Origin of the sequence: Hymenobacter sediminis (assembly GCF_003231285.1) — a bacterium.
Taxonomy (GTDB): Bacteria; Bacteroidota; Bacteroidia; order Cytophagales; family Hymenobacteraceae; genus Hymenobacter; species Hymenobacter sediminis.
Genome location: NZ_QKNS01000001.1, coordinates 933579 through 956716, shown reverse-complemented (window position 1 = coordinate 956716; position 23138 = coordinate 933579). Strand labels below are relative to the sequence as shown.

The 23138-nt window shown below is 58.6% G+C and carries 18 protein-coding genes; 4 read left to right on the top strand and 14 right to left on the bottom strand.

Features of this window, described 5'->3' with window-relative positions; translation table 11 throughout:
• Positions 1-144: 144 nt before the first annotated feature.
• Positions 145-1320, top strand: a complete 1176-nt coding sequence (gene uxuA / locus DNI29_RS04095; protein ID WP_110976772.1) for a mannonate dehydratase — start codon at positions 145-147, stop codon at positions 1318-1320.
• Positions 1321-1496: 176 nt separating this feature from the next.
• Here the strand turns inward: uxuA and DNI29_RS04090 are convergent, their stop codons facing one another.
• The 6 genes from DNI29_RS04090 to DNI29_RS04065 form a co-directional block, all read right to left on the bottom strand.
• Complete coding sequence (locus DNI29_RS04090; protein WP_123823061.1) at positions 1497-2795, bottom strand: MFS transporter; 1299 nt, start codon at positions 2793-2795, stop codon at positions 1497-1499.
• A 233-nt stretch (positions 2796-3028) separates the two neighbouring features.
• Positions 3029-5152 carry an FUSC family membrane protein gene (locus DNI29_RS04085; protein ID WP_110976770.1) on the bottom strand — a complete coding sequence of 708 codons (2124 nt, stop codon included), beginning with the start codon at positions 5150-5152 and terminating at the stop codon, positions 3029-3031.
• Positions 5153-5329: 177 nt separating this feature from the next.
• A complete protein-coding gene (locus DNI29_RS04080; protein WP_110976769.1) occupies positions 5330-6883 on the bottom strand; it encodes an FAD-dependent oxidoreductase in 1554 nt (517 codons plus the stop codon).
• Between the two features lie 199 nt (positions 6884-7082).
• Positions 7083-8051, bottom strand: a complete 969-nt coding sequence (locus DNI29_RS04075) for a bestrophin family protein (protein WP_110976768.1) — start codon at positions 8049-8051, stop codon at positions 7083-7085.
• Positions 8052-8195: 144 nt separating this feature from the next.
• Positions 8196-10049: a MutS-related protein gene (locus tag DNI29_RS04070; protein ID WP_110976767.1), complete on the bottom strand. Its 1854-nt coding sequence runs from the start codon at positions 10047-10049 to the stop codon at positions 8196-8198.
• 53 nt (positions 10050-10102) lie between these two features.
• Positions 10103-11263, bottom strand: coding sequence for a hypothetical protein (locus tag DNI29_RS04065; protein ID WP_123823060.1), 1161 nt, complete (start codon positions 11261-11263; stop codon positions 10103-10105).
• A gap of 239 nt (positions 11264-11502) precedes the next feature.
• Here DNI29_RS04065 and DNI29_RS04060 point away from each other — a divergent pair, with 239 nt between their 5' ends.
• Both DNI29_RS04060 and DNI29_RS04055 read left to right on the top strand, forming a co-directional pair.
• Positions 11503-12291, top strand: coding sequence for an energy transducer TonB (locus DNI29_RS04060; protein ID WP_162303499.1), 789 nt, complete (start codon positions 11503-11505; stop codon positions 12289-12291).
• A 249-nt stretch (positions 12292-12540) separates the two neighbouring features.
• Entirely contained in the window at positions 12541-14103 is a 1563-nt protein-coding gene (locus tag DNI29_RS04055) for a DNA integrity scanning protein DisA nucleotide-binding domain protein (protein ID WP_110976764.1), read from the top strand.
• A 71-nt stretch (positions 14104-14174) separates the two neighbouring features.
• On the opposite strand, the gene DNI29_RS04050 is transcribed toward DNI29_RS04055, so the two are convergent.
• The 6 genes from DNI29_RS04050 to amaB form a co-directional block, all read right to left on the bottom strand.
• The gene (locus tag DNI29_RS04050) at positions 14175-14681 is read right to left on the bottom strand and encodes a PaaI family thioesterase (protein WP_110976763.1); all 507 of its coding nucleotides are present in this window, start codon (positions 14679-14681) and stop codon (positions 14175-14177) included.
• Positions 14682-14708: 27 nt separating this feature from the next.
• Positions 14709-15188, bottom strand: coding sequence for a PPC domain-containing DNA-binding protein (locus tag DNI29_RS04045; RefSeq protein ID WP_238387993.1), 480 nt, complete (start codon positions 15186-15188; stop codon positions 14709-14711).
• 168 nt (positions 15189-15356) lie between these two features.
• Positions 15357-16601, bottom strand: coding sequence for a hypothetical protein (locus tag DNI29_RS04040; RefSeq protein ID WP_123823059.1), 1245 nt, complete (start codon positions 16599-16601; stop codon positions 15357-15359).
• Between the two features lie 3 nt (positions 16602-16604).
• A complete protein-coding gene (locus DNI29_RS04035) occupies positions 16605-17366 on the bottom strand; it encodes a hypothetical protein (protein ID WP_110976760.1) in 762 nt (253 codons plus the stop codon).
• A 110-nt stretch (positions 17367-17476) separates the two neighbouring features.
• A complete protein-coding gene (locus DNI29_RS04030) occupies positions 17477-18040 on the bottom strand; it encodes an RNA polymerase sigma factor (RefSeq protein WP_110976759.1) in 564 nt (187 codons plus the stop codon).
• A 337-nt stretch (positions 18041-18377) separates the two neighbouring features.
• Positions 18378-19973, bottom strand: a complete 1596-nt coding sequence (amaB, locus tag DNI29_RS04025) for an L-piperidine-6-carboxylate dehydrogenase (protein WP_110976758.1) — start codon at positions 19971-19973, stop codon at positions 18378-18380.
• Between the two features lie 173 nt (positions 19974-20146).
• Here amaB and DNI29_RS04020 point away from each other — a divergent pair, with 173 nt between their 5' ends.
• Positions 20147-20554, top strand: coding sequence for a hypothetical protein (locus tag DNI29_RS04020; RefSeq protein WP_123823058.1), 408 nt, complete (start codon positions 20147-20149; stop codon positions 20552-20554).
• A gap of 80 nt (positions 20555-20634) precedes the next feature.
• On the opposite strand, the gene DNI29_RS04015 is transcribed toward DNI29_RS04020, so the two are convergent.
• Together DNI29_RS04015 and DNI29_RS04010 are read right to left on the bottom strand one after the other, a co-directional pair.
• The gene (locus DNI29_RS04015) at positions 20635-22146 is read right to left on the bottom strand and encodes a Do family serine endopeptidase (protein WP_238387992.1); all 1512 of its coding nucleotides are present in this window, start codon (positions 22144-22146) and stop codon (positions 20635-20637) included.
• Between the two features lie 292 nt (positions 22147-22438).
• Positions 22439-22882, bottom strand: a complete 444-nt coding sequence (locus DNI29_RS04010) for an Hsp20/alpha crystallin family protein (RefSeq protein ID WP_110976756.1) — start codon at positions 22880-22882, stop codon at positions 22439-22441.
• Positions 22883-23138: the final 256 nt, after the last annotated feature.

Below are 23138 nucleotides of genomic sequence, written 5' to 3'. Positions count from 1 at the left end.
GGCCTTATCGGACGAGTTCATACGTTTTATCACCGCTACCCCCTTCCTTCGCCTTAGCGAGCCGGAGGAGTTGCTAGTAGCAGCGTCTCTGGCATTTGCCTACCCCTTCATTCATTCCAAACCTGCCTTTACTACCCCTTCCTAATGCCTTCTATTATTCAAAGCTGGCGCTGGTACGGCCCCGCTGATCCGGTAAGCCTATCCGATATCCGCCAAGCCGGCGCTACTGACGTCGTCACGGCCCTGCACCACATTCCGAACGGGGAGGTCTGGCCAGTAGCCGAAATCCGTCAGCGGCAGGCGGAAGTATCCGCGGCGGGTTTAGTATGGAGTGTGGTGGAGAGTGTACCTGTGCACGAGCAGATTAAAACCCGCACCGGCGACTTTACTCGCTACATCCAGAACTATCAACAAAGCCTGCGCAACCTGGCTGCCTGCGGCATTTATACGGTTACCTACAACTTCATGCCCGTGCTGGACTGGACCCGTACGGACCTGGCCTATGAGGTAGAAGACGGCTCCCGTGCCCTTCGCTTCGAGCGCGCAGCTTTCGTGGCGTTTGATGCCTTGCTCCTACGGCGCCCCGGCGCTCAAGCTGAGTACTCGGCAACTGAATTGGCCCTGGCAGAAGCCCGGTTGGCTGGCATGAGTGAGGCCGAGAAACATCAGCTTGTTCGCAACCTGATTGCTGGACTACCAGGCAGTGAGGAAAGCTTTACGCTGGAGCAGTTTCAGCAGGCTTTGGATACGTACCAGGGCATAGATGCCGACACGTTGCGGCAACACCTCATCCTGTTTCTGCAGGATATTGTGCCCGTAGCGGAAGAAGTGGGCATCAACCTGGCCATTCACCCCGACGACCCACCTTACCCCATTCTGGGGTTACCCCGCGTGGTGAGTACCGCCGCCGATGTTCAGGCGCTGTTTGATGCCGTGCCCTCGGCCAGCAACGGGTTGTGCTTCTGTACCGGCTCATTCGGGGTGCGGCCCGACAACGACCTACCCCGGATGGTAAGCCAGTTTGCCGACCGAATTCACTTCCTGCACCTGCGCAGTACCCAGCGCGACGAGCACGGCAATTTTTACGAGGCCAACCACTTGGAAGGCGACGTGGACATGTATGCCGTGATGCGTGAACTGGTGCAAGTAATGCGCCGCCGCGGCCGCAGCCTGCCCATGCGCCCCGACCACGGCCACCAGATGCTCGACGACCTGCACAAGAAAACCAACCCTGGCTACTCCGCCATTGGCCGCCTGCGGGGCCTGGCGGAGTTGCGCGGCCTGGAGCTCGGCATTACCCGCAGCCTTCCGGCGGAATAGCTGCCACTGGTGCCCTACGCTAAGGGCCAGCAAAAATCCACCCGTCAACCAAGGCTCATGGCCAGGTTAGCGGGTGGATTTTGTGCCTAAGTATTTTACCATAAGTATTACCTGCGGGGGCAGATGCAGGTCAGCAGCTCCACCGAGGGCACGAGCATTGCCGTGGCACTGCCGTGTTAGGAAGCGGCCGTTACCTGCGGCGTAGGCAGCGCCTGCCGTTGGCGCTGGCGGAGCAGCACTACCCCCAACCCTACCACCACTACCCCGCACAACAGCCCTAACCCCGGCGCCGAAATTACCCGCAAAGCCCAGCCCGTAACGTAGGAGCCACTCACCCCGCACAAGTTTACCAGCGCCATATAGGTAGTAAACTGGGAGCCTTCGATGCGCGGACGGCACAATCCCATCAGTAGCGGCAGAGCGGCCACGCTCAGGCTGGGGTCGGCAAGGTTCCAGATAAGCAGGCCCAGAGTAGCCACCGGTTGGTGGTGCCACAGAAAGCTCAGGCTACAGAAAACTAGCAGAAAGCTCCCCAGACCCAGCGTTACCCACCGCTGCAGTTGCGCAGCCCCCAGCCGATCGGCCAGTACGCCCCCCGCCACCATTAGGCATAGGGTGGCCGCGCTTCCCCAGCTACCCTGTAGCACCGATACGTCGGCATCGGCCCAGTGCAGCTCATGAATGAGGTGGTAGGAATATGCCCAGCCAAACACGCCAAAGCACAGATATGTGAGGGCAATAACGCTGAACAGGCGCAGAGTGCGCGGCTCCCCAATGGCCCGCAATAATTCCCGAAACAGCCAGGCCACCGGTGGGTTATCGGCGTTTCGGCGCGCGCCGGGGGGTAGGGCTCTAAATCGCGGCACCAGCCGATCAGCGCGCTCTAGCCGAACAAAAAACGTGAGCACCGTGAAAGCCAGCAGCGCCACCGACTGCACCAGCGCGGCCTGAAAAAAGCCGTAGCGGTGCAGCATCCACGACAAACCGGCCGCGCCCAGTGAGGAGCCCAGCAGGAAGCCTCCGCGCATAAAGGCATTCACCCTACCCCGCTCTGCCTCCGGAACCACCGCAATGGCAATGGCATCGACGCTGGCATCCTGAACGGAAGCAAAGACGCTGTGCACGACAAAAGCCAGCAGCATAAGCCGGAGCTGACTTGCGGGGTCGTGCACCAGCAGCAACACCAACGAAGCCACGGCCGCCAGCAGCTGCGTGAGTAGCACCCAATGCTTACGCTGCCCAATGATGGATTCCTGGTACTTATCAATGAGGGGCCCCCACACGAACTGCAGGGTCCAGGGTAACCCTACGGCCGCCGAAAAGGAAGCCACCGTTGCCGAGTCCAGCCCCCGCCCGGTCAGGTAGTTTACCACAGCCGTCAGCCCGAAGCCCGCCGGGATGCCCTGCATTACATAGAGGTAGAAGAAAGTAAAGTACCGCAGGCCGGCACTCTCACGCAGGACAAGATGACTCACGGGCCGCAGGCTGATAGTGAACAGGATAGCTCACGAATCTAACCATTTCCTGTTGAGTTACTACCCCATACTCTCCTCATCACTGGAAGCCTCTGACCGATGGGCTTGGCGCTGATTTCTGCTTGGGTGGGTTTGGCCCGCTTCAGAGGGGTAGGCGGGTATCGTTCCTTATGCGCGGGAGCCACAGACGTGAGCCAGCCGAGCACTTCCGCCATTGGCCTGGAGCAGAAACACTACTTCAGCACGGCTTCTGTCACCTTATTGATGTCACTGCTGACTTTCTGGATAAACTCCAGCTGCTCGATGAGTTGGGCATCGGGCACGGCGGGCGGGGTAGGCACGGCGGGCTCGGTGGGAGCGGCTTCGGGCTCCTGCGGATCGAGGCGGCGGAGGCTGCGGTGCAGGGCTTGTTGGGCTTGGCGCAGGGCTTTCAGGCTGGCCAGGGGTAGGCGGGCCTCCAGCTCACCGGATAAAATAGCGGAGGTAATAGATGCCACGTTGGAGGAAAGAATGTGATTAAGCACCACAAACTCGTGCACCTCGGTGGGCCGGTGCTGCTTGCCCCGCGGCTCCGACATCATGCGCTGAAACGCAGCCCCCAGGTTAGCCGAGCTGACGTACACATCTTTCCGCGCCAGCTTGTAGTCGAGCAACGCTACTGGGGAGCCGGTGAGGGTTTCCTGCAGGGTACGTAGGTAGTGCAGGTTGGCCCGCAACACCGCCTTCAGGTAGTCGTGCAGCTGCCCCGATTCCCAATTGGGAAACAGCAGGTAGCCCGTCGAGAAGGCAATCAGGCAGCCCAGCACCGTATCAAACACCCGCTCCTCCACTATCTGCACGTAACCCAGCCCCAGGAAGCTGAATAAAATCAGGATGAAGGGCGTCATGAAGGTGACCGTGACGAGGTAGTTAATGCGGACTAGGCTGTAGGAAATCAGCATGAACAGCACCATCAGGCCCAGCAAAATCCGGTGGTCGGGAATCAGCCAGAGCACGACGGCTCCAATGGCCCCACCCGCCAGCGTGCCCAGCACGCGCTGCACGTTGCGCTCCTTGGTGAGGCTGAAAGCCGGCTTGAGCATGTAGGTAATCGTCATGATAACCCAATAGCTATGGTGGCCGGGCAGTACCTGTGTAACCAGGAAGCCCACCGAGCAGGCCACAAACATGCGCATAGAGTGCCGGAAGATGCTGGATTGCAGCGTCAGGTGGTCACGGATTTGCTTCAGATCAAAGCTTTGGTGAGCCACAAAGCGGCCGAACTCCAGTTCCCGCCCGGAGGGAGCCGGCGCGTTGGCATCAAAGTAGGCCAGAATATCCTGGAGGCGCTGGCTGAGGTTGCGCAGGTTCACCAGAATCTTCTTGAGCATGAGGGTATGCCCGGGCCGGCTGGGCTCGTCCAGAGCATCAATCCGGGCCTTTATTTTTTCCAGTCCGGCCAGTAGGTTGCGCCGGGAGGTGTAGCCATGATTGGCCTGAATGGCGAAGCCGATGTTTTCTAGCTCGGCGGCATGCTCCTCAATTTCCTGGGCTATCAGGTCCAGCACGCCGGTCGCCTCGAAGCGCTGGTGCAAGGCCGCATAGTCGTGGTAGGTAATGGTGATTTGCTCGTAGAGGTCCACCACATCCACAAACGTGAGCACCAGCCGGCGCCCCGTCCCGGTAGACTCTTTAATGGTCTGGCGGGTTTTGAACAGCAGTTCCCGCACGGCGTCCTGCTTTTCGCTCACGGTTACCTGCTGGGTTACCAGGCGGCGGTAATCAGCCTCGAGGTTGGTGCCGGTGCGGTAAAACTCGGCCTTCAGGCGCAGGAAATCAGCAATAGTCCGGATACAGTCGCCGAGGGCCTGCTGAGCCGGCCGGTACGGGCGTAGGCTGTAAAGCAGCATGGTTACGCTCAGGTACCACAAGCCGCCAGCCACTACCATGCCGGCATAGGGTAGCACTTCCTCGGGCTTAAGGGGCCGGTCCAGCATCAGAATAATAACGAGCAGACCAGCCGTGCCTACGGCCCCGGCGCGGTTGCCGTACACCAGCAGCATGGTAAACACGAAGCTGCACAGCACTACCTCTACCCCCAGCAGCCAATGGAAAGGGTGCAGAAAGCCCGTGATAATGGCCATCAGCCCGATGAGGCAGGTAGCGGCCAGCATGCCATTGCGCTTGTGCACCATGGGGCCGGGCGTATCCGTCAGGCTGACGCACACGGCCCCGAGCGACACCACCAAGCCGTTGGTTAGCTCGCCCAGCAAGCCCAGCACCAGGCCAGGCAGCAGAATAGAAAGTGTGGTCCGCAGACCATCCGAAAATTCCTGACTGGTAAAAAAGTACTGAAAGGAACGGACCCGTTCGTTCATGGAGGAGGCTACACCGAAAGGTAAACCCGGCTTATACGCACCAGCTTCGGTTCGGGGGCGAAAGGTAGGGGCTATCCGGCAGGGATACACCACGATATTTCAACTCGTGGCCCGAGGTAGGTGCTTGGCTAGAGCCAATTTCCTACCCCATACCACGGTCTGAAGCCTGTGCTGCTGTTATTCCGTTACGGGCAGTAAATCAGAATTAGCGGGGCCGGTCATCAGCTTGCCGTAGGCATCGAAGCGGGAGCCGTGGCAGGGGCAGTCCCAGCTGTTTTCCAGTCCGTTCCAGTGCACAATGCAGTGCAGGTGCGGGCACACGGCCGAGCATTCGTGCACCTGGCCGGCGGGGTCTTTGTACACGGCCACCTTCAGCGGTCCGCGCCCAATTACTGCTCCAGTGCCGGGCGCCACTTCCTCGGCCGTTTTCACTTTGCTTCCCGTGAGCAGCTCGGTGTACTCGGCCGCTACGTTGATGTTTTCTTTCACGTACTCTTTCACCGATTCGGCCTTCACGGTTACGCGGCCGGGGTCGTAGAGCTTGGCCCAGGGGTTTTCGCGGCCCAGAATCAGGTCGGTAATAATCATGGGGCCGAGGGTGCCGTGAGTCATGCCATGGCCCGAGTCGCCGGTGATGATGTACATGTTGTCATCATCGAGGGGGTTACGGCCGGCGTATCCCAACCCGTCCACCGGCTCCATCACCTGCCCCGACCAGCGGTATTCTACCTGCCCGGCGGTAGGGAAGTGGTCTTTTACCCAGGTTTCCAAGCAGCGCAGGTTTTCCTCGGGGTTGGGCTCCTGGCCGGTTTTGTGGTCCTCGCCGCCCACAATCAGCAAATCGTAATCGGCGTTTTCTACCTCCTGCAGCCGGATGTAGTGGTAAGGGTCAGCAGTATCCCAGTACAGGGCTTTGGTTACTGACCCTTTGGGTACACGAGCCCCGATGACGTAGGTGCGGTAAGGGTGCTGCTTGGTGTGCATCACCACCAGGTCGTTGAAGGGCGTGTTGGTAGCCAGTACTATGGCTTGGGCGCGCACCTCATGGCCACCGTCGGTTACTACGTGGGCGTCGGAGCCACCGTGCACTTCCTTGACGTGGGTGCGGGTGAAGATGCGGCCGCCCTGCTGCTCAACGGCCTGGGCTACCCCACGCAGATACTTCAGAATGTGAAACTGCCCTTGGTTAGGAAATACCAGACACTCGCCGGTCCGGAAGCCTTGCGCACCAGCATCCGGTAGGCGCTCCACGTTTACTAGGCCTGCCCGGTGCGCAGCTTTTTGCTCGTCGTCCAACTCCTGCACCGTGCCATTCTGGGGCAAGAATAAGTAGCCGGGCAAACGGGTAAAGTCGCAGTCAATTTGCTCCTGCTTTACAATACGCTCAATACGGTCCACGGCGGCGCGGTGGCTATCAGCAGCCAGGCGGGCACCTTCTTCGCCAAACAATTGCTCCAGGGTGGTATACCGGTCATCGAGGGCGAAGCTGAGGTGGGCCGTGGTGCGACCGGTTTCGCCGCTGGCCAACTCCCCATCTTCCAGCAGCACTACCTTTTTCCCTTCCAGCCCGAGCAAATAAGCCTGGGTAAGGCCAGCAATGCCCCCGCCTACCACCACCACATCGGCTGTTAGGTTTTCGTGCAGGGGTTGGAAAGAAGGCAGGGCCGGGGCGGTACCTATCCAGGAGGAGATGGTAGTGCCAGAAGTCTGGGCAGGGTTGGGCGTAGGCATAGTGGCGTTGGGTCAGGATAAGAAGTGTCCTGAAGAGGTACGCCGCGCCTTCGGCTGGGGTTAAGGTTGAGCTTGGCTAACCCAGCGCTCTTTTGAGGCCAGATGTGGTTTCGCTACGAAAGCGCGAGGTTCGTTTTCCTCCTGATAAGTAAGAAGGGAAACGAACCTCGCGCTTTCAGTCCTGTAGCCTTTACGCCGCTTAGTACAGAATATCTTCTACTGGATCCAGCTTGGGTGGCACTTCAGTTTCGCCGAGCATCTGGCGCAGGTCAATTTCAATGGAGCGGCAGATGGCCGTCATGGGCACATCGTTCATATTGTTCTCAAAGGGGTTTTCGCTGCTGTGGCCTACCGCCTCAATGGTGGCGAACACCCAGGATACCAACACCGAGAAAGGCACCGTCAGCCAGACATGCTGCGGTCCGATTTTGGCGAATTCCATTACCAGCCCCAAGGGCATTAGGGCCGTAAACAAATACACGAACACCATGCTAAAAAAAGCATATTGCCGTGGGAAAGGCGTGTTTTTGATTCGCTCGCAGCCTCCTTGCAGGTTGTAGAGCACTTCCAGCGTGTTCATCATGGTCACGTGCTGGAAGTCGTTGAGCAGGCCGCGCTCCTCACGCAGCATGCGCAGCTCAGCGGCCTGCCGCCGAATCAGCTGGGCCGGCGGGTTGGCCATCTGGCGCAGTTGCTCCGATTCTTCATCTTCCAGAAAAGGAGCCACGGCGGCATCCCATTGCTCGGGCTGGCGGCGCAGATGAATGCGCAGGGCGTTGCACCAGGCAATCTGGCGGTACACCATGCGGCGGTGCCTGTTGGTCAGCTCGGCAGCGGAGGCAGCAGGAGCATCAATACCGGGCGCATCAACCACGGAGGTAACAAACTCCAGAATCTGGACGGCCGTGGTGCGGCTGCTGTTTACTATGCCACCCCAGAGCTGCCTACCCTCCCAGAAACGGTCGTAGGAGCCGTTATTTTTGAAGCCTATGTAAAAGGCCACCGCCGTACCCAGGGTAGCCACGGGCTGCCACGGAATAGCCACGGAGTGGAAACCCAGCGGGCCATAGATGATGCAGACCAGCAGGCTGTACACGGTAAAAATCGTGACAGCCTTCCAGCCAAGTTTCCAGATAATATGCCAACGGAGGTTTTCGCGGATGTACACGCAGAAGGAGTTAAGGTGCTAGAAGCAGGTAGGCTCGTTAAAGTAGGTGCCCAACATTAACCTCGGGTTAAATGCTGACTGCTTGCTCTTTCTACGAATTCCCTTAGCCCGACAGTTACCAAATAGGCAGTTAAGCCGGAATGTTTACTCCTCGCTCAGCACAATGCCCATCAGGCGCATCAACTGGCTGGCATTGAAGGATCGGCACACGCCCGGCGTGAGGCGGTAGTCGAAATGCAGAGTGCCATCGGGGTTCAGGAAGCTGTTGAAGCTGACGTTGCGCACCTGCTCCGGCAGTTCTTGTTCCAGCGCGGCCAGTTCCAGGTCGTGGGTGCTGATAAGGCCACTAGCGGCGCGCTGCCGCAGCTGGTGCACCAGGGCCCGGGCCCCGCGGTGGCGGTCCTGAGAGTTGGTCCCCTTCAGAATTTCATCGAGCAGGTAGAAAACCGGCAGGGAGTTGGCTGTGGCCTCGGGGGTAGTAAGGTCCAGCAGCAGGCGTAAGCGCTTCAGCTCGGCATAAAAAGAGGAAGTGCTTTCGGCTAGGTTGTCGTTGGTGCGCATGGCCGTGTACACCTGGGCCGGTCCGCAGGCGAAGGTTGCTGCAGGTACTACCCCTCCTGCCTGCGCCAGCACCAAGTTCAGGCCCACTGTGCGCAGAAAGGTGCTTTTACCGGCCATGTTCGAGCCGGTAACTACCACCGTCTGGCCCGCACCTTCAGTCCGGAAATCGTTACGCACCCCGGTGCCGCCAAACAGCAAGGGGTGCCCCATGGCTTCGGCCACCACGGTAAGCGGCGTTTCTGTTAAGGCAGGCTGCACGAAGGTGGGGTTGGCGGCGCGGAAGGCAGCCAGACTAACCAGGGCATCCAGCTCGGCAGCAGCTTCCAGCAACGGTTCCAGGCCCTCGGGCAGGCGACGCTTCCAGCGCTCCAGCTGCCATATACCCCACAAATCCCAGAGTAGCACCGTGTTCAGTAGGCCGGCCACGGCGGGGTTCTGGCGGGCCGAAAACCAGCCTGCTACCCCCGAGAGCTGCTCCAATAGCCGGGCCGCCGCTACCCCTCCGGTATCGTGCAAGGTGCGGTGCAGGCGGCGCAGAGCCGGGCTTTGCCACTGGCCAGCTTCGAACAAGGCCAGTTGGTCGTGGGCGGCGCGCAGGGCATCGCGCATGGTGGTGGCGTGCTGGTAGTACTCAGCCCGGATAGCACCGAACCGGGCGTTCAGGGCGCTGGTTAGCAGCAGCACCAGCAGGGGCCAGGTGCCGTAGCCATTCAGCGCAGCTACAATACTCCCTACCCCTGCCAGGGGCAGCAAAGCCATTAGGGGTAGCAGCCAGCCTTTACCCTCGAAAAAATTGGGCTGCCGAAGCCAGGCTGCAAACCCACGCGGGTCCGACTCCTGCCGGGGGTAGTGGCGGGCCCGGGCCTGCCACTCCTGCTGCCAGGCTACATCGGGGGCCAACTCGGCGGTGGCCTGCTGCCGCTCCTGCACCGCCGCAACCGGGCTGGGCGCTAGCAGCCAACCGGCCAGCCAGTCTTGCCCCAGGCGGGAAGTGCTGCGGTTTAAGAGTTGGAATAAGGAGTGCGAGCCGAATACATCGAGGTCGGTGGCATAGGCGTGTTGGGCGTCGAGGTAGCGCAGGCCGGGGTCGAAGCCCGCGAGGTTGCCTTCCAAGCGGGCCAGCTCGTCGCGGTTGAGCTGTGCCAGCAGGCGCTGGTGCTCCCGCTTATAACCTACCCGCGTGTGCCAGCGCACCAGCCCCAGAAATAGCAGGTAGGCTACTCCTATCACCCCAAAGCCGGCCGCTACTTCTCCTTGGCTGAACAAGGCCCAGGCTCCGGCAGCTGCTCCCCCAAACACCAGCAGCCGCACCAGCGCTACTACCCTATGCCGGCTGGCAAAGTAATTTTCGCGCTCCGTGTAATGAACAAGGTTTTCCTGAAATAACTCAGCAGGCGGAACGGTAAGCGGGCGAAAAGCGGTGGTAGTAGCAGGCACGGCAGCAGAATCAATGAAGCCACGAAGGTACGCAGCCCTAAGGGGAGGTAGGGCTACCGCTTTACGAGCCGCTGCAAGGGACTATCAGGCTTCAGAAAAGGTGCTAGCTCGGTGTGCGCGAAAGCTACCCGAAAATGGTATTCCATGTCTCTTCGCACGAAGTGGGTCATGCCTTCGTAATCCACCTCGTGGTGAAACGTCACGCTGTCAGCCGTTACGTGCAAATCGGTGGGCGGGCCTGCCCCCGTTACGTGCTGGCTGCGCAGCCCAGCTTCATCAGTTGAGTCTTGTGGGTTTTCGTGCAGGTAACGACTGATTTGCCGCTGTAGCTTCTGCTCGCACACAGCCAGAAAAGCAGGGCGTTTGGCGGGGTCGATTTCATCGGTCAGCTGCTCGCCCGTTCGCAGGTCCATCACCACCGACCACATCCGGGCAAACAGCTGCCCTCCGCCCGTTATCTGCTCACTGCGTAGCCACACACTCAGCAGGCCCCGATCATTATAAGTCACTTTTGCATCAGTGCCCAGGTAACCGCGTATCTCACCACCCTTACGCGCTTTTGCTTCTTGCTCTAAGTCCTCCCACGTCATGCCAGCCAGTTGCGCCACATCGAAAGCCTCCCACAGCTTCTCGGACACGCGGGAATCGGGTACGGTAAATACAGGTTCTGTAAATTCCCCGAAATATGTTTGTTCGCCTACGTGTGCCTTCTCAGCAAACCCGGTGCTTCGGTAGCTTGTCAGCTGCGTGGAGAGTTGCCGCTCCGATTTAGCTGCCCGCCAAGTACCCGCAAGAACGCCCACCCCTGTACGACGCAAATGGAAATAGGCAAAGGGCTGGCGCGGCTGTCGGCTACCATTCCAATGTTCGGTCAGGTCAGACTGCGCCGGGTTTATCTCCCCCAGCCACAGGTCGCCTGAGGAGGTTACGTACCCTTCGAGCCAGATGGGTTTTTGCTGGCTGAGGTAGTAGTACCATCCCCGTACCTGCTTGCTGTCATCTTGTGCTGTGATGGATAGCCGAAACGGGTACTTTCCACTCAGGGAGCCTTCGTAGTCGCCTTGCCAGGAGGAAGCAGTTGGCACCGTCGCTGGAGTAGTAGCATTGCCCAATAAGGCAGCTTTAGCCGGGGTAGCAGCCGCAAGCGTAGTCTTCGATTTTGATTCACAGGACCACAACACGAGCAGTCCTAGGAAAACAAAGTGTAGTTGCACGCAAATAGATAGTAAGGTAAGCGCTGTGGAGGACTACCGGACCTCAAAAAATGTACCCTGCGGACGTGCGGATACAGGCCTACCAATCCGGGATGAAATATGGGGAGAGCAAGTTACATCAGAGGCCATCAGACCAAAGCTACCGAAAACCGGCACTTTTCGTAGAACCCGGAAACTCCGCTGTGGGCTGGTGCGGTTGTTGTGCCAATACTGTCTTGCTCCCCACACTTTCCTCCCCTATGAAACAAGCTTTTCGCCTCTTCCTGCTTGCTGGCGTGTTGGTTGGTACTACTCCGGTTCTGGCCCAACAGAAGCTAAAATATCCCAAGCAACCCGCCGCCTCCGACATTTATGATGCCGTAGAAAAGCCTGCCGTGCCGGTGGGCGGCCTGGAAGCCTACGCGCAATACCTGGCCGATAAGCAGCAATACCCCACGGCGGCCTTGCAAGCGGGCGTGCAAGGGACGGTTACAGTATCATTCGTGGTAGAAAAAACCGGCTCTATTTCTAATGTAGCCGTGGCCCAGCCTATTAACCCCGCTCTGGATGCAGAGGCCATCCGGCTAATCAAAGGCGGCCCGCGCTGGACCCCAGCCCAACACCGAGGCGGGGTAGTGCGTCAGCGCGTATCCGTACCTATCACCTTCCAGATTCCGGCCGACGCGGGCGGTGCTACAGCCAGCGACGCTGCTTCCCCGGCTGGTTCCGGCAGCACTACCCAGGTAGTGGCTCCCGATTCGCCGGCCCGGCCCGTGGGTGGCACCGATGCTTTTTTCGAGTGGATTCAGCAGAACCAAAAATACCCGGCTCTGGCCCGGCAGCGCAAGGTTCAGGGAAAAGTGATGATGGAGTTTATTGTGGAGAAAGACGGCTCCCTTACTGGAATCAAGCCGGTTAAGCGCATGGGCTCCGGCCTTGATGAAGAAGCCATCCGGCTACTGAAAGCTGCGCCGAAGTGGCAACCAGCTACCTACAAAGGCCAGCCGCTGAAACAGAAGATGGTGCTACCAGTCGTGTTTACTCTGTAACGACACGCATCGCCACCGGAAAGCAATTTGGCCTTTTTGTGGTTATACTAATCAGGGGTGCTAACAGCTCCAATTATATTGCATTGGCAGAATATTTTGCGCTGTTTGCTCGTTGGCGGGCAACGTTGCGCCGGTTTTCGGCCTCTTTTAAAGTAGTTTCCTTTCGTTTGCGTCAGCCTACCTACGGGGTCAGACCTACGAAATTCAGGTCTGACCTTTCCTGCCCCCGACCTGCCTTACCTTTTCGCTATGCTTTCCCCTCTGCCGCTCGTTTCTGCCCCACCTGTCGCTTTTGGCACTCCCCTACCCCTGCCTGCCAGCTACCCCATCTGGCCCTACCAGGCCCGGTTCCGACAGGCGGCCCAGGCCGTAGCCCAGGGCATTTTTGAAGCGCTGGATGAAGACTTGGCGCCTTACGTGCTGCTGCTGGCCTTGCCTACCGATACTGACGAGGAACTAGAAGCCGTGCCCGTGTGCCTAGAGCCCATTGATTGTGGCCTGAATACTGAGGCCTTCATGGAGGCCCAGGCCCGTGGCCGCTACTACCAGTACCTGCACCCTTGGAACTCGCCCGACCGAGAGCTAATGAGTGAGGAAATGATTGAGCGCAAGAAAAAGGCGGTGGGCCTGCGCCAGGCTGTGCAGGAAGTGCTGGATGAAGTAGCTACCGGCTCGCGTCACATCTATTTCGCGGGTGCCCCCGTGCCCATCAATCAGCATTCAGTGGTGCCGGTGCTACGCCTTAACCGCAAGGCCATGCAGGCCTACCCCACCCTCCAGAAAAACCGCTACTACACCGACGGTCGCCTGTTGTCGCACTCCTTGCTGATGGCCGCCGTGCTGCGCTTTCATGAGGAGTGCCTGAAGTCGTTGACGGAGCCGGAGCCTGGCTCGGGCCTGCTGGTGCGCCCCCGCGACGCCGACGAAATTATTCGCTCGGCGGGCAAGCTGTTCATGGATACCCCGGCCCAGGACCTGGGCACCAACCCTTCCGCGGCCAAGCTGTTCGCTACCTGCAACACCATTTCCTCCTTGCGTTACGAAGGCGCCGAGGGGGTAGGCAAAGTGCTGCTAGCTCGGCGCGGCCACCCCAACCTCTCGGAGATATTCGCCCTTACCTGCCCTACCCCCCTCACCGATTACCGGGCTGTGCGCAAGCTCCTCGAAATGACTACGCCCGAGGTAAGCCTGCTGGCCGATGGCGAAAACGTGTATGCCCTTGGCCGCCAGGTAGGCAGCTACGATGTCAGCCGCGAAGACTTATTTGTCATCAGCTTCGTGAATCACTATGCCTGGGAATTTCAGCACGGTAACCAAGTGCTGATGCGCGCCCACTATGGGTTACCCAGCCTGCCCAGCACCCGCTTGCACCGGGCCCGTTTCCGCCGCGACCTGAAGCATACGTTTCAACTCACGGACCCGGCCAAGATTGAGCGCCTTTGGGATGTAGTGCTGGAAGCCAGCCGCCAAAAGCACGGTACGCTCCTGGTTATCACCACCGAAGCCTTGGCCGAGGCTGACCGCCTCAAGCTACAGTGTACCCTCATTGAGCCGGTGCCCCTCACCCCGCTTATCACCCGCCTCGTTACGGCCATCGACGGTGCGGTGCTCCTGGACCCGGAAGGCTATTGCTACTCCATTGGGGTTATTCTCGACGGCAAAGCCTCTGGGCACGGCACCAGCACCCGCGGGGCCCGCTACAACTCGGCCATTCGCTACGTAGATAGCTCGCCCTACCCCTGCCTGGCCATTGTAGTTAGTGAGGATGGCCTGGTAGACGTCATCACCAAGGAAAGCCTGCGGGAGGAATAAAGCCTGGCGGCAGACCTAGGCGGCCGGGCCGCCGCGTCTGCCGCCTGAGCTTTAAGCAGGAACACGCTTATTTATTTCTTGGCCCGAAACGACCACGTAATGCGGAAGGTGGCTACTACGTCGCCGGCCTGGTCTAAGCCCATGCTAGTGCACACAACGGTACGCCCCTCGCCGGTGGCGCGGCTTTCCGCTATAGCTTGCCCGATGGCCCCCCCATCCTGACTGGTGAAGCGAATTAGCCCGACGGCCTTCTTCGTAAAATCAGCTTCCAAGCTTACTACCAGCATGGAAACCGGCGAACCGCTTTGCACATGCATCATGGCTAGTAGGCCACTGGCTATTTCGGCAGCCATGCTCAAGCAGGCAAAGTAGATGCTCCGGAACGGATTCTGGGTTAAATACTTGTACCGTATCGTCACCGTTGCTGCCTCCGCCGTGAGGGTGGCCACGCGCAGTCCAGCCAGGTAGGCCATGGGCAGGCGGCGCAGCATGAAAAGCCGCAGCTTCAGCGGGTTACTGATGTCGCGGCGAAATTTCTCCATTCGGGCGGCATTGGCAGGTGCGAGCGGGGTAGTCATGGCTTGGGCTGTAGTGAGGCGCAGAAGTTAGGGTCTTTTGCCAGAAGCTGTCCGTTTTTTCGCAGGTTGGGGCTCGGCCGGATAAACAGTTAGCTCCTGATAGCCATACGTGGGGTCAGGCTCCCGTCGGAAGTCCAGTTCCGGCATCTCCCCGATAACCAGCTCGACGGTCGTGTAAATGATGTTGCCATCAAGCAGGTGCCCGCCCACGGTACGCCCCGTTGAGTCGGCTACGGACATGTGCAAATGGCTGCCGTTGATGGACAAGGTGCCTACCAACGAGACTATTTCAAAATGCCCCTTGTACTGAGTGGGCCCCGGCTGGTTAGCCAGCCGAAGACTGGCTGTAGTCAGGCTGCCTACCCCCGTAAGTATGGCCGAAGCCCGCAGCTGATGTTGCTCGGCAAAGGCCAGCAGTTCCTTACGCAGGTCCTGGCCCGGCTTCAGACGCAAGGCATAAGTGCGAAGAGTAGAAGCTTTAGGGCTGACAGTTGTAGGAGCAGACATAGGGAGGGACGAAGTTTGGGCCGTTGCCCTGCCCTCCAGCAATGCCAGCAGGAGAGCTATAAATAGAGTACGCATACCCGGCAAATAAACAGAGAAAAGCCCGTTGGCCCGGCCGCTCCCAAAGAGCAACCGGGCCAACGGGCAATTGACATAGAGGCAAGCTGGCTGTTAGCGTTTGAAGCTCACGTTGCCGTAGCGCACTTTGATATTGACGTTGCTGGCATTACGCGGCTGAATGGCCCCGAAGCTACCCTGCATGTCGCTGGAAGAAGGACTTGTTTCCTCCGAATCTACTTTCACCAGGCGCTTATCCACCAGCAGCTTGCCGTGTTCCGTATTCACATCGAAGTTGAAGCCAGCCCCATCTGGGAAATTGAGCAGAATGGTGCTGTAACCGCCATCCACATTGATTTGCCGGAAATTTTTACCCGTACTGCGCACCTCGAAAGCGGGGCAATACTGCAGCTTCATATCCAGCTGGTTGCTGAGCTTATCGATGCTGAACTTGGAGTAGCCGGAGCTGCCGCGCAGGTTGCGCACCGTGCCCAGGGCTACGTCGCCGTATTTGCTGTGCACGGTCAGGTCCTGCACCGAGCCAATATCAATATCCGAGTAGTTATTACGCAGCTCCACGGTGCCGCCTTCTGTCAGGCGAAGCTTGGAGTACGAGGCATCTACGGTAGCTCGGCCCGCGTAGGGCACAGCTGCTTGGGCGTTGCACACCCGCACGGAGTTGCGGGGCCCTTCTAACCGGGCGGTGCGCAGCGTGCCGTACTCAATGGCTAGCTCGGTAGCGCCGGTCAGGTCGCTAGTCAGGCTGATTTCGCCAAATGCGTTGTGCAGGGCCAAGGGTGTGTTTTTGGGCACCCACACGGTGTAATTTACCTCATACAGCTTGGTGCGGCTCCAGCACTCCCGGGGCATGGCCCCAAAGCGCGAACGGGCCACGATGCCGCCCGTGGTCGGGTCCTGGTCTTGCAGCTGCACCTGAATCATATCCTGCAGCTGCTGGGCCTTCTCCTCGGTTTCAGCCCGCGTGATAATGTCCACGTCGGTGCGCACCTCGGCCCGGTTCCACACGTTCACCTGCACCCGTCCGTAGCGGGTATCGAGGGTATACAGCTTAGTGGCACTGGCCGGAAAGGTGCGGCTGATTTTGCGCACCTTTTCCACGGCAGGCGTTGGCTGGCCTTCTTCCTGGGGGCCTTGCCCACCCTGGCGCCCGTCCAGCAACGAACCACTGCCTTGCTCCTGCTGGGCCAAGGGAGCTGCCGTGGGCTGGCAATAGTGCAGATCTGCCTCAACGGGCGCTTCCGTTTGCTGGCCGTAGCCCGAAGTGCGAACCCCTCCCACCAGCATGGCGGCCAGAAGCAGCGGCCCTACCCCTCCAACAGAAAGCAATGAGCGGCGCATAGCTTAAGGCTTGCGGCGGCCTTCGGCCACCATATAGGGCTGGGAATGATAATCCTTGATTTGCTCGCGGGTGCGCAGCTGCTGGTTCAATAGGTCCAGCCGAATCTGCAGGTTGCGGTCCATGGCATCGAGTACTACCTCCGGCTCCGGGTTGCGATATAGTTCAGTCCGCAGCTGCTGGTAGGTAGAGTCCAAGCCGTGCAGCTCCTGCTGCCAGTCCGACTGTGGGGCTGTGGCAGAAGTTTCTTTATCCAGGGCCCGAAGCTCCTGCTGACGCTCGGCAATTTGGGTGGCGTAGTAAGCCTCCATGCGTTGTACGGCGCCGGCCAGGCGTTGCTCCGGACCGGCCGCCGCCGGGGTGGCAGCCAGTGTAGGCTGCCCTACCCCTTCTGGGGTCGCCAACCCGGTCACGGCTACCTGCTCTGCGCGCGTCCAGCGGGTAGCTTCCGTCTGATGCTGCCAGAACCAAGTGCCAACCATCAATAAAGCAGCTACGGCAGCGGCAATACCATAAGGGCGGGCCGAGCGCACGGCAGAATCAGCGGTAGTCAAAGGCTGGGTGGCCAGTACTTCCGGTACCTCTGGTGTACTTTCGGGGGTGATGTGAAGGGGGAGTATGCGCAGGGATGCTTCCTCTTCGGCAGCCTCAGGCGCAGTCAACTCCAGTTCAATGTCGTCCCATAGATTTGGGCGCGGCTCGAACACATCGAAGTCGGCGCGGTGGCGCTCAACAAAAGCTTCCAGTCCGGTTTTCTTCTCGTTCATGTCAGGTGGTAGTGGCAGGCTGCTGGAGGCGGCGCGCTGGTCAGTGAGGGGGTGGGCCAGCGCCGCCGCAAAGGCAGCATCAGGTCGAGGATAAAATCAGGTCGCCAGGCTTACAAACCGTGCTGACGGGCCAGCTCCAATAGCTTTTTCCGGGCCCGGCTGTACTGCGACTTCGAAGTAGATTCAGTGATGTTGAGAATGCCAGCAATTTCGGCGTGGTCGTAGCCTTCCAGCAGGTATAAGGAGAGGACTACCCGGTATCCATCGGGCAGCTCCTGTACGCAGCGGCGCACTACATCGGCTCGCCAGCCCAGGTCCTCCATGTCGGGGCCGTGGTCATCGGAGTCGGGAGCGGCGCCGTCGTGCTGGTCGGCCAGAGGCACCAGTTGCAGGCGCCGGTTGCGCAGGCAGTTGATGCTTTTATTGATAACGATGCGCTTAAGCCAGGAGCCGAAAGACGAATCGCCTTTGTAGCTGTGCAGCTCGCGGAAGGCGCTCAGAAACGACTCCTGCAGCACGTCCTCCGCCTCGGCATAGTCGCCGGTGATGCGCAGCGAGGCATTGAACATGGCCTTGGAGTAGCGCTTGTAGATTTCGGCCTGGGCGCGCCGGTCGCCCAAGCGGCACCGCTCGACTAGCGGGGCGTTAATATCGGTATACGCAAATGCCTCCATAGGTTGCTGCTGGGTTGGCGGGGGTTCGGAAACGAGAGAATCGTAAATATCCAACTTTCCGGGCGAAAACGACTGGCGTGTTATCAGGTAAGCAGGTGAAAGACAGCTGGCGGTAAGCGGGGTTGCATGGGGTAGCAGGTATTCAGTTCGGCAGTTAGCTTACCTGCACTAAACTGCCCTGCTTCTCTAACCAGCTACGTCGTGAATTCCTTCCCTACCCCTATCAATTTCTCAAACTACCAAGCCATTGAAGCAGCGTTTATCCAGAACTTCTGATAAACAGAATGGCCCGCCAGATTCTGTCCAGCGGGCCATTTTATAGTAATGCTACCCCTACTTACACATCGAACTTAATCCCCTGCGCCAAGGGTAGCTGGGTGCTGTAGTTGATGGTGTTGGTCTGGCGGCGCATATAAATCCGCCAGGCGTCGGAGCCAGATTCGCGGCCGCCGCCGGTTTCCTTCTCGCCCCCGAAAGCGCCCCCAATTTCAGCCCCACTGGTACCAATGTTCACGTTGGCAATGCCGCAGTCGGAGCCGGCGTGGCTGAGGTAGGTTTCAGTTTCGCGCATGTTCAAAGAGAAGATGCTGGAAGACAGCCCCTGACGCACCCCATTCTGCACGGCAATGGCTTCTTCTACCCCGCCGCTGTACTTGATGAGGTAGAGAATAGGGGCGAAGGTTTCCTCTTGCACCGTATGGTATTCATTGCGGGCTTCTACCAGAGCCGGCTTCACATACGTGCCAGTTTCGTAGCCGGCGCCTTCCAGCACTTCGCCTCCAATGAGTAGCGTGCCACCCTCCTGCTGCACAGCGTCCAGCGCTTGGCTGAAAGATTCTACGGCGGCTTTATCAATCAGTGGACCTACCAGATTACCCTCTTGCAATGGGTGACCGATGGGTAGGTTGGGGTAGATTTTCAGCAGGCGCGCCTTCACGTCCTCATAAATAGAGTCATGAATGATGAGGCGGCGGGTGGTGGTGCAGCGCTGCCCGGCCGTGCCTACTGCCCCGAACACTACCGCGCGCATAGCCATATCCAGGTCGGCGTGCTCGGTGAGGATGATGGCGTTGTTACCGCCCAGCTCCAGCAGGGCCCGGCCCAGGCGGCCGCCTACCACTTCGCCTACCTTCTTGCCCATGCGGGTGCTGCCCGTAGCCGATACCAGCGGTACGCGCGGGTCGGCGGCCATGGCCGCGCCAATTTCCGCATCCCCAATAACCAGGTTGAAAATTCCCTCGGGCAGCTCATTTTCCCGCAGTACGTCGCGCAGAATGTACTGTACGGCCACGGCTACCAGCGGCGTTTTCTCGGAGGGCTTCCAGATGCACACGTCGCCGCAAATGGCGGCCAGCATGGCGTTCCAGCTCCACACAGCCACCGGAAAGTTGAAGGCCGAAATAATACCGACTACCCCCAGCGGATGGTACTGCTCGTACATGCGGTGAGCCGGCCGCTCCGAGTGCATGGTGTAGCCCGTGAGCTGGCGCGAAAGCCCCACCGCGAAGTCGCAGATGTCAATCATTTCCTGCACTTCGCCGAGGCCTTCCTGCAGAATCTTGCCCATTTCGTAGCTCACCAGCTTGCCCAGGGCTTCCTTGTTTTCGCGTAGCTTATTACCGATTTGGCGCACGATGTCGCCGCGCTTGGGAGCCGGCACTAAGCGCCAGGTCTGGAAAGCTTGCTGAGCCTGCTCCACCACTTTGTCGTACTCCTGGGGGGTAGCCATAGCTACCTTGCCGATCAGGCGGCCATCGGTGGGCGAGTGGATGGCGCGCACGTTGCCGTTGGTGCCACCCCACTGCAGTCCGGTGCTCCAGGCGGCGTTAGTGGCTTCTATTCCTAGCTCCTGCAGCACCTGCTGAATGCCGTGGGGGTCATGCTCCTGTACATCGGTGCCGGTGGCAGTGGCTTCTTCGAGAGCTTGTTTCATGGAAGGGGTATGATTGGGTGGGAAGTTTGAGCTAACTAAAATACACGGCCTACCCCACGCGGGTGCGGATGGACCTTTCTGCAAAACAAGGTATAAAAACTAACACTCGGCGGCGGGCCAGCCCGGCAGGTTGGGCCGATTGTATTCGGCTGGAAGGTGGTTATATTCACAGTATGTCCGATGATGCCTGCACCATAACTTCCCGCCCCGATTTGGGTATTCTGGTAGCCCGTTGGAATGCTGATGCGCCGCCCGCTCAGCTACGGGCCGATTATCAGGCAGTGTTGGCCACTGCCAAGCAGAACCAGCTGGGACGCTGGCTGCTCGATGTGCGCCGACGCAACAACCTCGACCCCGAAATTGGGCAGTGGACTACCCACGAGTTCTACCCGGAGGCGGCCACCAAGCTAGCCCCTACCCCCCTGCGAATGGCGATACTCTGCTCTCCAGCCCGCCTGGAAGTATATAAGGCTACCCCCGAGCAGGAACAATATCTTACGTTCGGGTTGGCACCGGAGCGCCCGTATCAAATGCACCTTTTTATTGAAGAAGGCCCAGCCATGCAATGGTTGCTTGAGTAAGATGCAGTGTTATCCAGAACAAAAGCAAAAGCCCTCCGCTATAGCAGCAGAGGGCTTTTGCTTTTCAAGTCAGGTGGCGCTTATTGAGCCTGCCCGATGGGGTAATAGGCTTTGCGGCCGTCGGGGTACACGCCCTCTACCAGTGCGCCATCGGTTTCTTTGGCGGCTTCGAGGTAGCGTTGTACGTCCTGGGGCTTGGTCACCTTGTTCTTATCGATGCGGGTGATGATGAAGCCGTCGGCAATACCGGTTTCGCGGAAGTTGGAGCCTTTGATACCATTGATCTTAGCTCCGCCTTCGATGCCGAGCTTATTCAGCTCCTGACGGCTCACCGGCGCCAAGGTAGCACCTTCATATTTCAGAGCCGAAGCAACTTCTTCCCGGATGATGTCGGTGGTGCCGGTAGCATTCCGCAGGGTAGCTGTAGCCACCCGCGAGTCGTTGCCACGCAGGTAGGTTACCTTAATTTTATCGCCGGGGCGGAAACGGGCTACCTGCTCCTGCAGCTGCGAAGAGGTGTTCACCTTCACGCCGTTTATTTCCGTGATGATGTCGCCTTCCTGCAAGCCTGCATCAGCAGCCGAGCTGTTTTTGCCCAAGCCCATCACGTACACGCCGTTCAGGCTCTTGAGCTTTTTCTCCGACGCCAGGGTAGCATCTACTTCCCGAATTTGTACGCCCAGCAGTGCGCGCTGCACCGTTTTGTACTTCAGCAGGTCATCAATCACCTTGCTTACAATGGAGCTAGGTACGGCGAAGGAGTAACCTTCAAATGAGCCCGTGCGCGAAGCAATGGCCGAGTTGATGCCAATCAGGTCACCGTTCAGGTTCACGAGGGCACCACCCGAGTTACCCGGGTTTACTACGGCATCCGTCTGCAAAAACGACTCAATGCCCATGTTGTCTTCGCGGCGTAGGATGTTGATGTTGCGCCCCTTGGCCGAGATAATACCAGCAGTAACCGTCGAGTTCAGGTTGAAGGGGTTGCCTACAGCTAGTACCCACTCGCCTACCTTCACGTTATCGGAATTACCGTAGCGAATGAAGGGTAGGTTGTCGGCTTTCACCTTAAGCAAGGCCAGGTCTGTGGTGGGGTCAGCGCCTACCAGCTCAGCCTGGAACTTGCGCTTGTCGTCCATCACCACCTCAATCTTATCGGCCTTATCAATTACGTGGTTGTTGGTCACGATATAGCCATTAGCCGCAATGATAACGCCCGAGCCTGAGCCCTGCTGCGGCCCTTGCTGGCGGCCACGGCCTTGGTATTGGTCAAATTCATCCCCAAAGAACTGACGCAGGAAGGGGTCCATGCGCGACAAGTCTCCGCCCTGGCTGGCTCTGGGGGCATATTCTGTCATAACGTGCACTACGGCCGGAGTTACGGTGGCAGCAGCAGCAGTAAAATTCAAACCTTCGGGTACGGTGTAGGTGCTGCTGCGCAGCTCACTCGTGTACCGAACGTTCGGGTCGGCAGCTACGGTTTGGGGCGCAAGGCCGCGCTCCGGCTCCAGCAGCTTGTACCCACCCACGGCCACGCCTCCACCCAGAATGGCGGAACCGAGCAGGCCGAGCATCATTTGTTTTGCTTGCATGGGTAAGAAAGAGGTGTGATGAAAGATATCGAGTTGAAAATACAACAGAATCGTGAGCGAACCATGAGGTGGCGACTCAATAGTAAGCCACTACCTATGGGCTGCCTACCTAACGCTAGATACCCAGCAGATGGTGTCCGGTTGCACGACTGTTGAAGGAGAGAATTGGCCGGTTGGTAGATTATTTGCCCGGATGCTCCACTGAAACGGCTTCACTTACTGCTACTACAGCAACACGCGAGCCAAGAAAAAAGGCACCAAAACCGGTGCCTTTTTTCTTGAACTGTCGCGCTTAGCGCACTTCAATCTGATGCTTGGTCACCTTCTTGCTATCCAAGGGCAGCGTCAGGCGGAGTACCCCATCCTGAAGCTGGGCTTCAATAGCGGTTACGTCAATAGTTTCGGGCAGGCGGAAGGTACGGGTGAAGGAACCGTAGCCCGACTCCACGCGCCGGAACTTTGGTCCGTTCTCAGCGGCTTCTGGAGCTTTTCGCTCACCGCTTACGCTGAGCTTGCCGTCCTGGAAATCAATTTTCACGTTTTCCTTAGCCACACCGGGTAGCATTAAGTGCAGCTCAAAACCTTGCTCCAGCTCTACAATATCAGCTTGGGGAATGAAGCTCTGGGAAGGAGCTGTTTGCGTGGGTAGGGTGTCACGCAGCATTTCATTAAGAACCGAGCTGAAAGCACGGGTAGGACGCAGAGCGGGGAGGTTGTTATACAGCAGCGTTGCCATGGTAGTATATATATTTTAGAGTTCAGGTTTTAGCGTCGTCAGCAGTGCTGCGACACCTGTACTCTATAAATTCTATACCAACGAAGCATTACAGACATTTTGTCTTACTTTAAAAAACCCGATTTTACTCTCTTAACTCTTTATTTCTCAAGATTAGCTTCATTAGCTCTTAATCAAGCAAAATAACGTTTTGCAACCAATGTCAAATTGTCTCATTATATATAGACAAGAAACAAAACTTGTCATTTCAGACCAT

Excerpts from the sequence above, each read along its gene's own strand:
- uxuA (WP_110976772.1), top strand. The coding sequence starts at position 145 with ATGCCTTCTATTATTCAAAGCTGGCGCTGGTACGGCCCCGCTGATCCG.
- DNI29_RS04085 (WP_110976770.1), bottom strand. The coding sequence starts at position 5,152 with ATGAACGAACGGGTCCGTTCCTTTCAGTACTTTTTTACCAGTCAGGAA.
- DNI29_RS04080 (WP_110976769.1), bottom strand. The coding sequence starts at position 6,883 with ATGCCTACGCCCAACCCTGCCCAGACTTCTGGCACTACCATCTCCTCC.
- DNI29_RS04060 (WP_162303499.1), top strand. The coding sequence starts at position 11,503 with ATGAAACAAGCTTTTCGCCTCTTCCTGCTTGCTGGCGTGTTGGTTGGT.
- DNI29_RS04055 (WP_110976764.1), top strand. The coding sequence starts at position 12,541 with ATGCTTTCCCCTCTGCCGCTCGTTTCTGCCCCACCTGTCGCTTTTGGC.
- DNI29_RS04050 (WP_110976763.1), bottom strand. The coding sequence starts at position 14,681 with ATGACTACCCCGCTCGCACCTGCCAATGCCGCCCGAATGGAGAAATTT.
- DNI29_RS04045 (WP_238387993.1), bottom strand. The coding sequence starts at position 15,188 with ATGTCTGCTCCTACAACTGTCAGCCCTAAAGCTTCTACTCTTCGCACT.
- DNI29_RS04040 (WP_123823059.1), bottom strand. The coding sequence starts at position 16,601 with ATGCGCCGCTCATTGCTTTCTGTTGGAGGGGTAGGGCCGCTGCTTCTG.
- DNI29_RS04035 (WP_110976760.1), bottom strand. The coding sequence starts at position 17,366 with ATGAACGAGAAGAAAACCGGACTGGAAGCTTTTGTTGAGCGCCACCGC.
- DNI29_RS04030 (WP_110976759.1), bottom strand. The coding sequence starts at position 18,040 with ATGGAGGCATTTGCGTATACCGATATTAACGCCCCGCTAGTCGAGCGG.
- amaB (WP_110976758.1), bottom strand. The coding sequence starts at position 19,973 with ATGAAACAAGCTCTCGAAGAAGCCACTGCCACCGGCACCGATGTACAG.
- DNI29_RS04020 (WP_123823058.1), top strand. The coding sequence starts at position 20,147 with ATGTCCGATGATGCCTGCACCATAACTTCCCGCCCCGATTTGGGTATT.
- DNI29_RS04015 (WP_238387992.1), bottom strand. The coding sequence starts at position 22,146 with ATGCAAGCAAAACAAATGATGCTCGGCCTGCTCGGTTCCGCCATTCTG.
- DNI29_RS04010 (WP_110976756.1), bottom strand. The coding sequence starts at position 22,882 with ATGGCAACGCTGCTGTATAACAACCTCCCCGCTCTGCGTCCTACCCGT.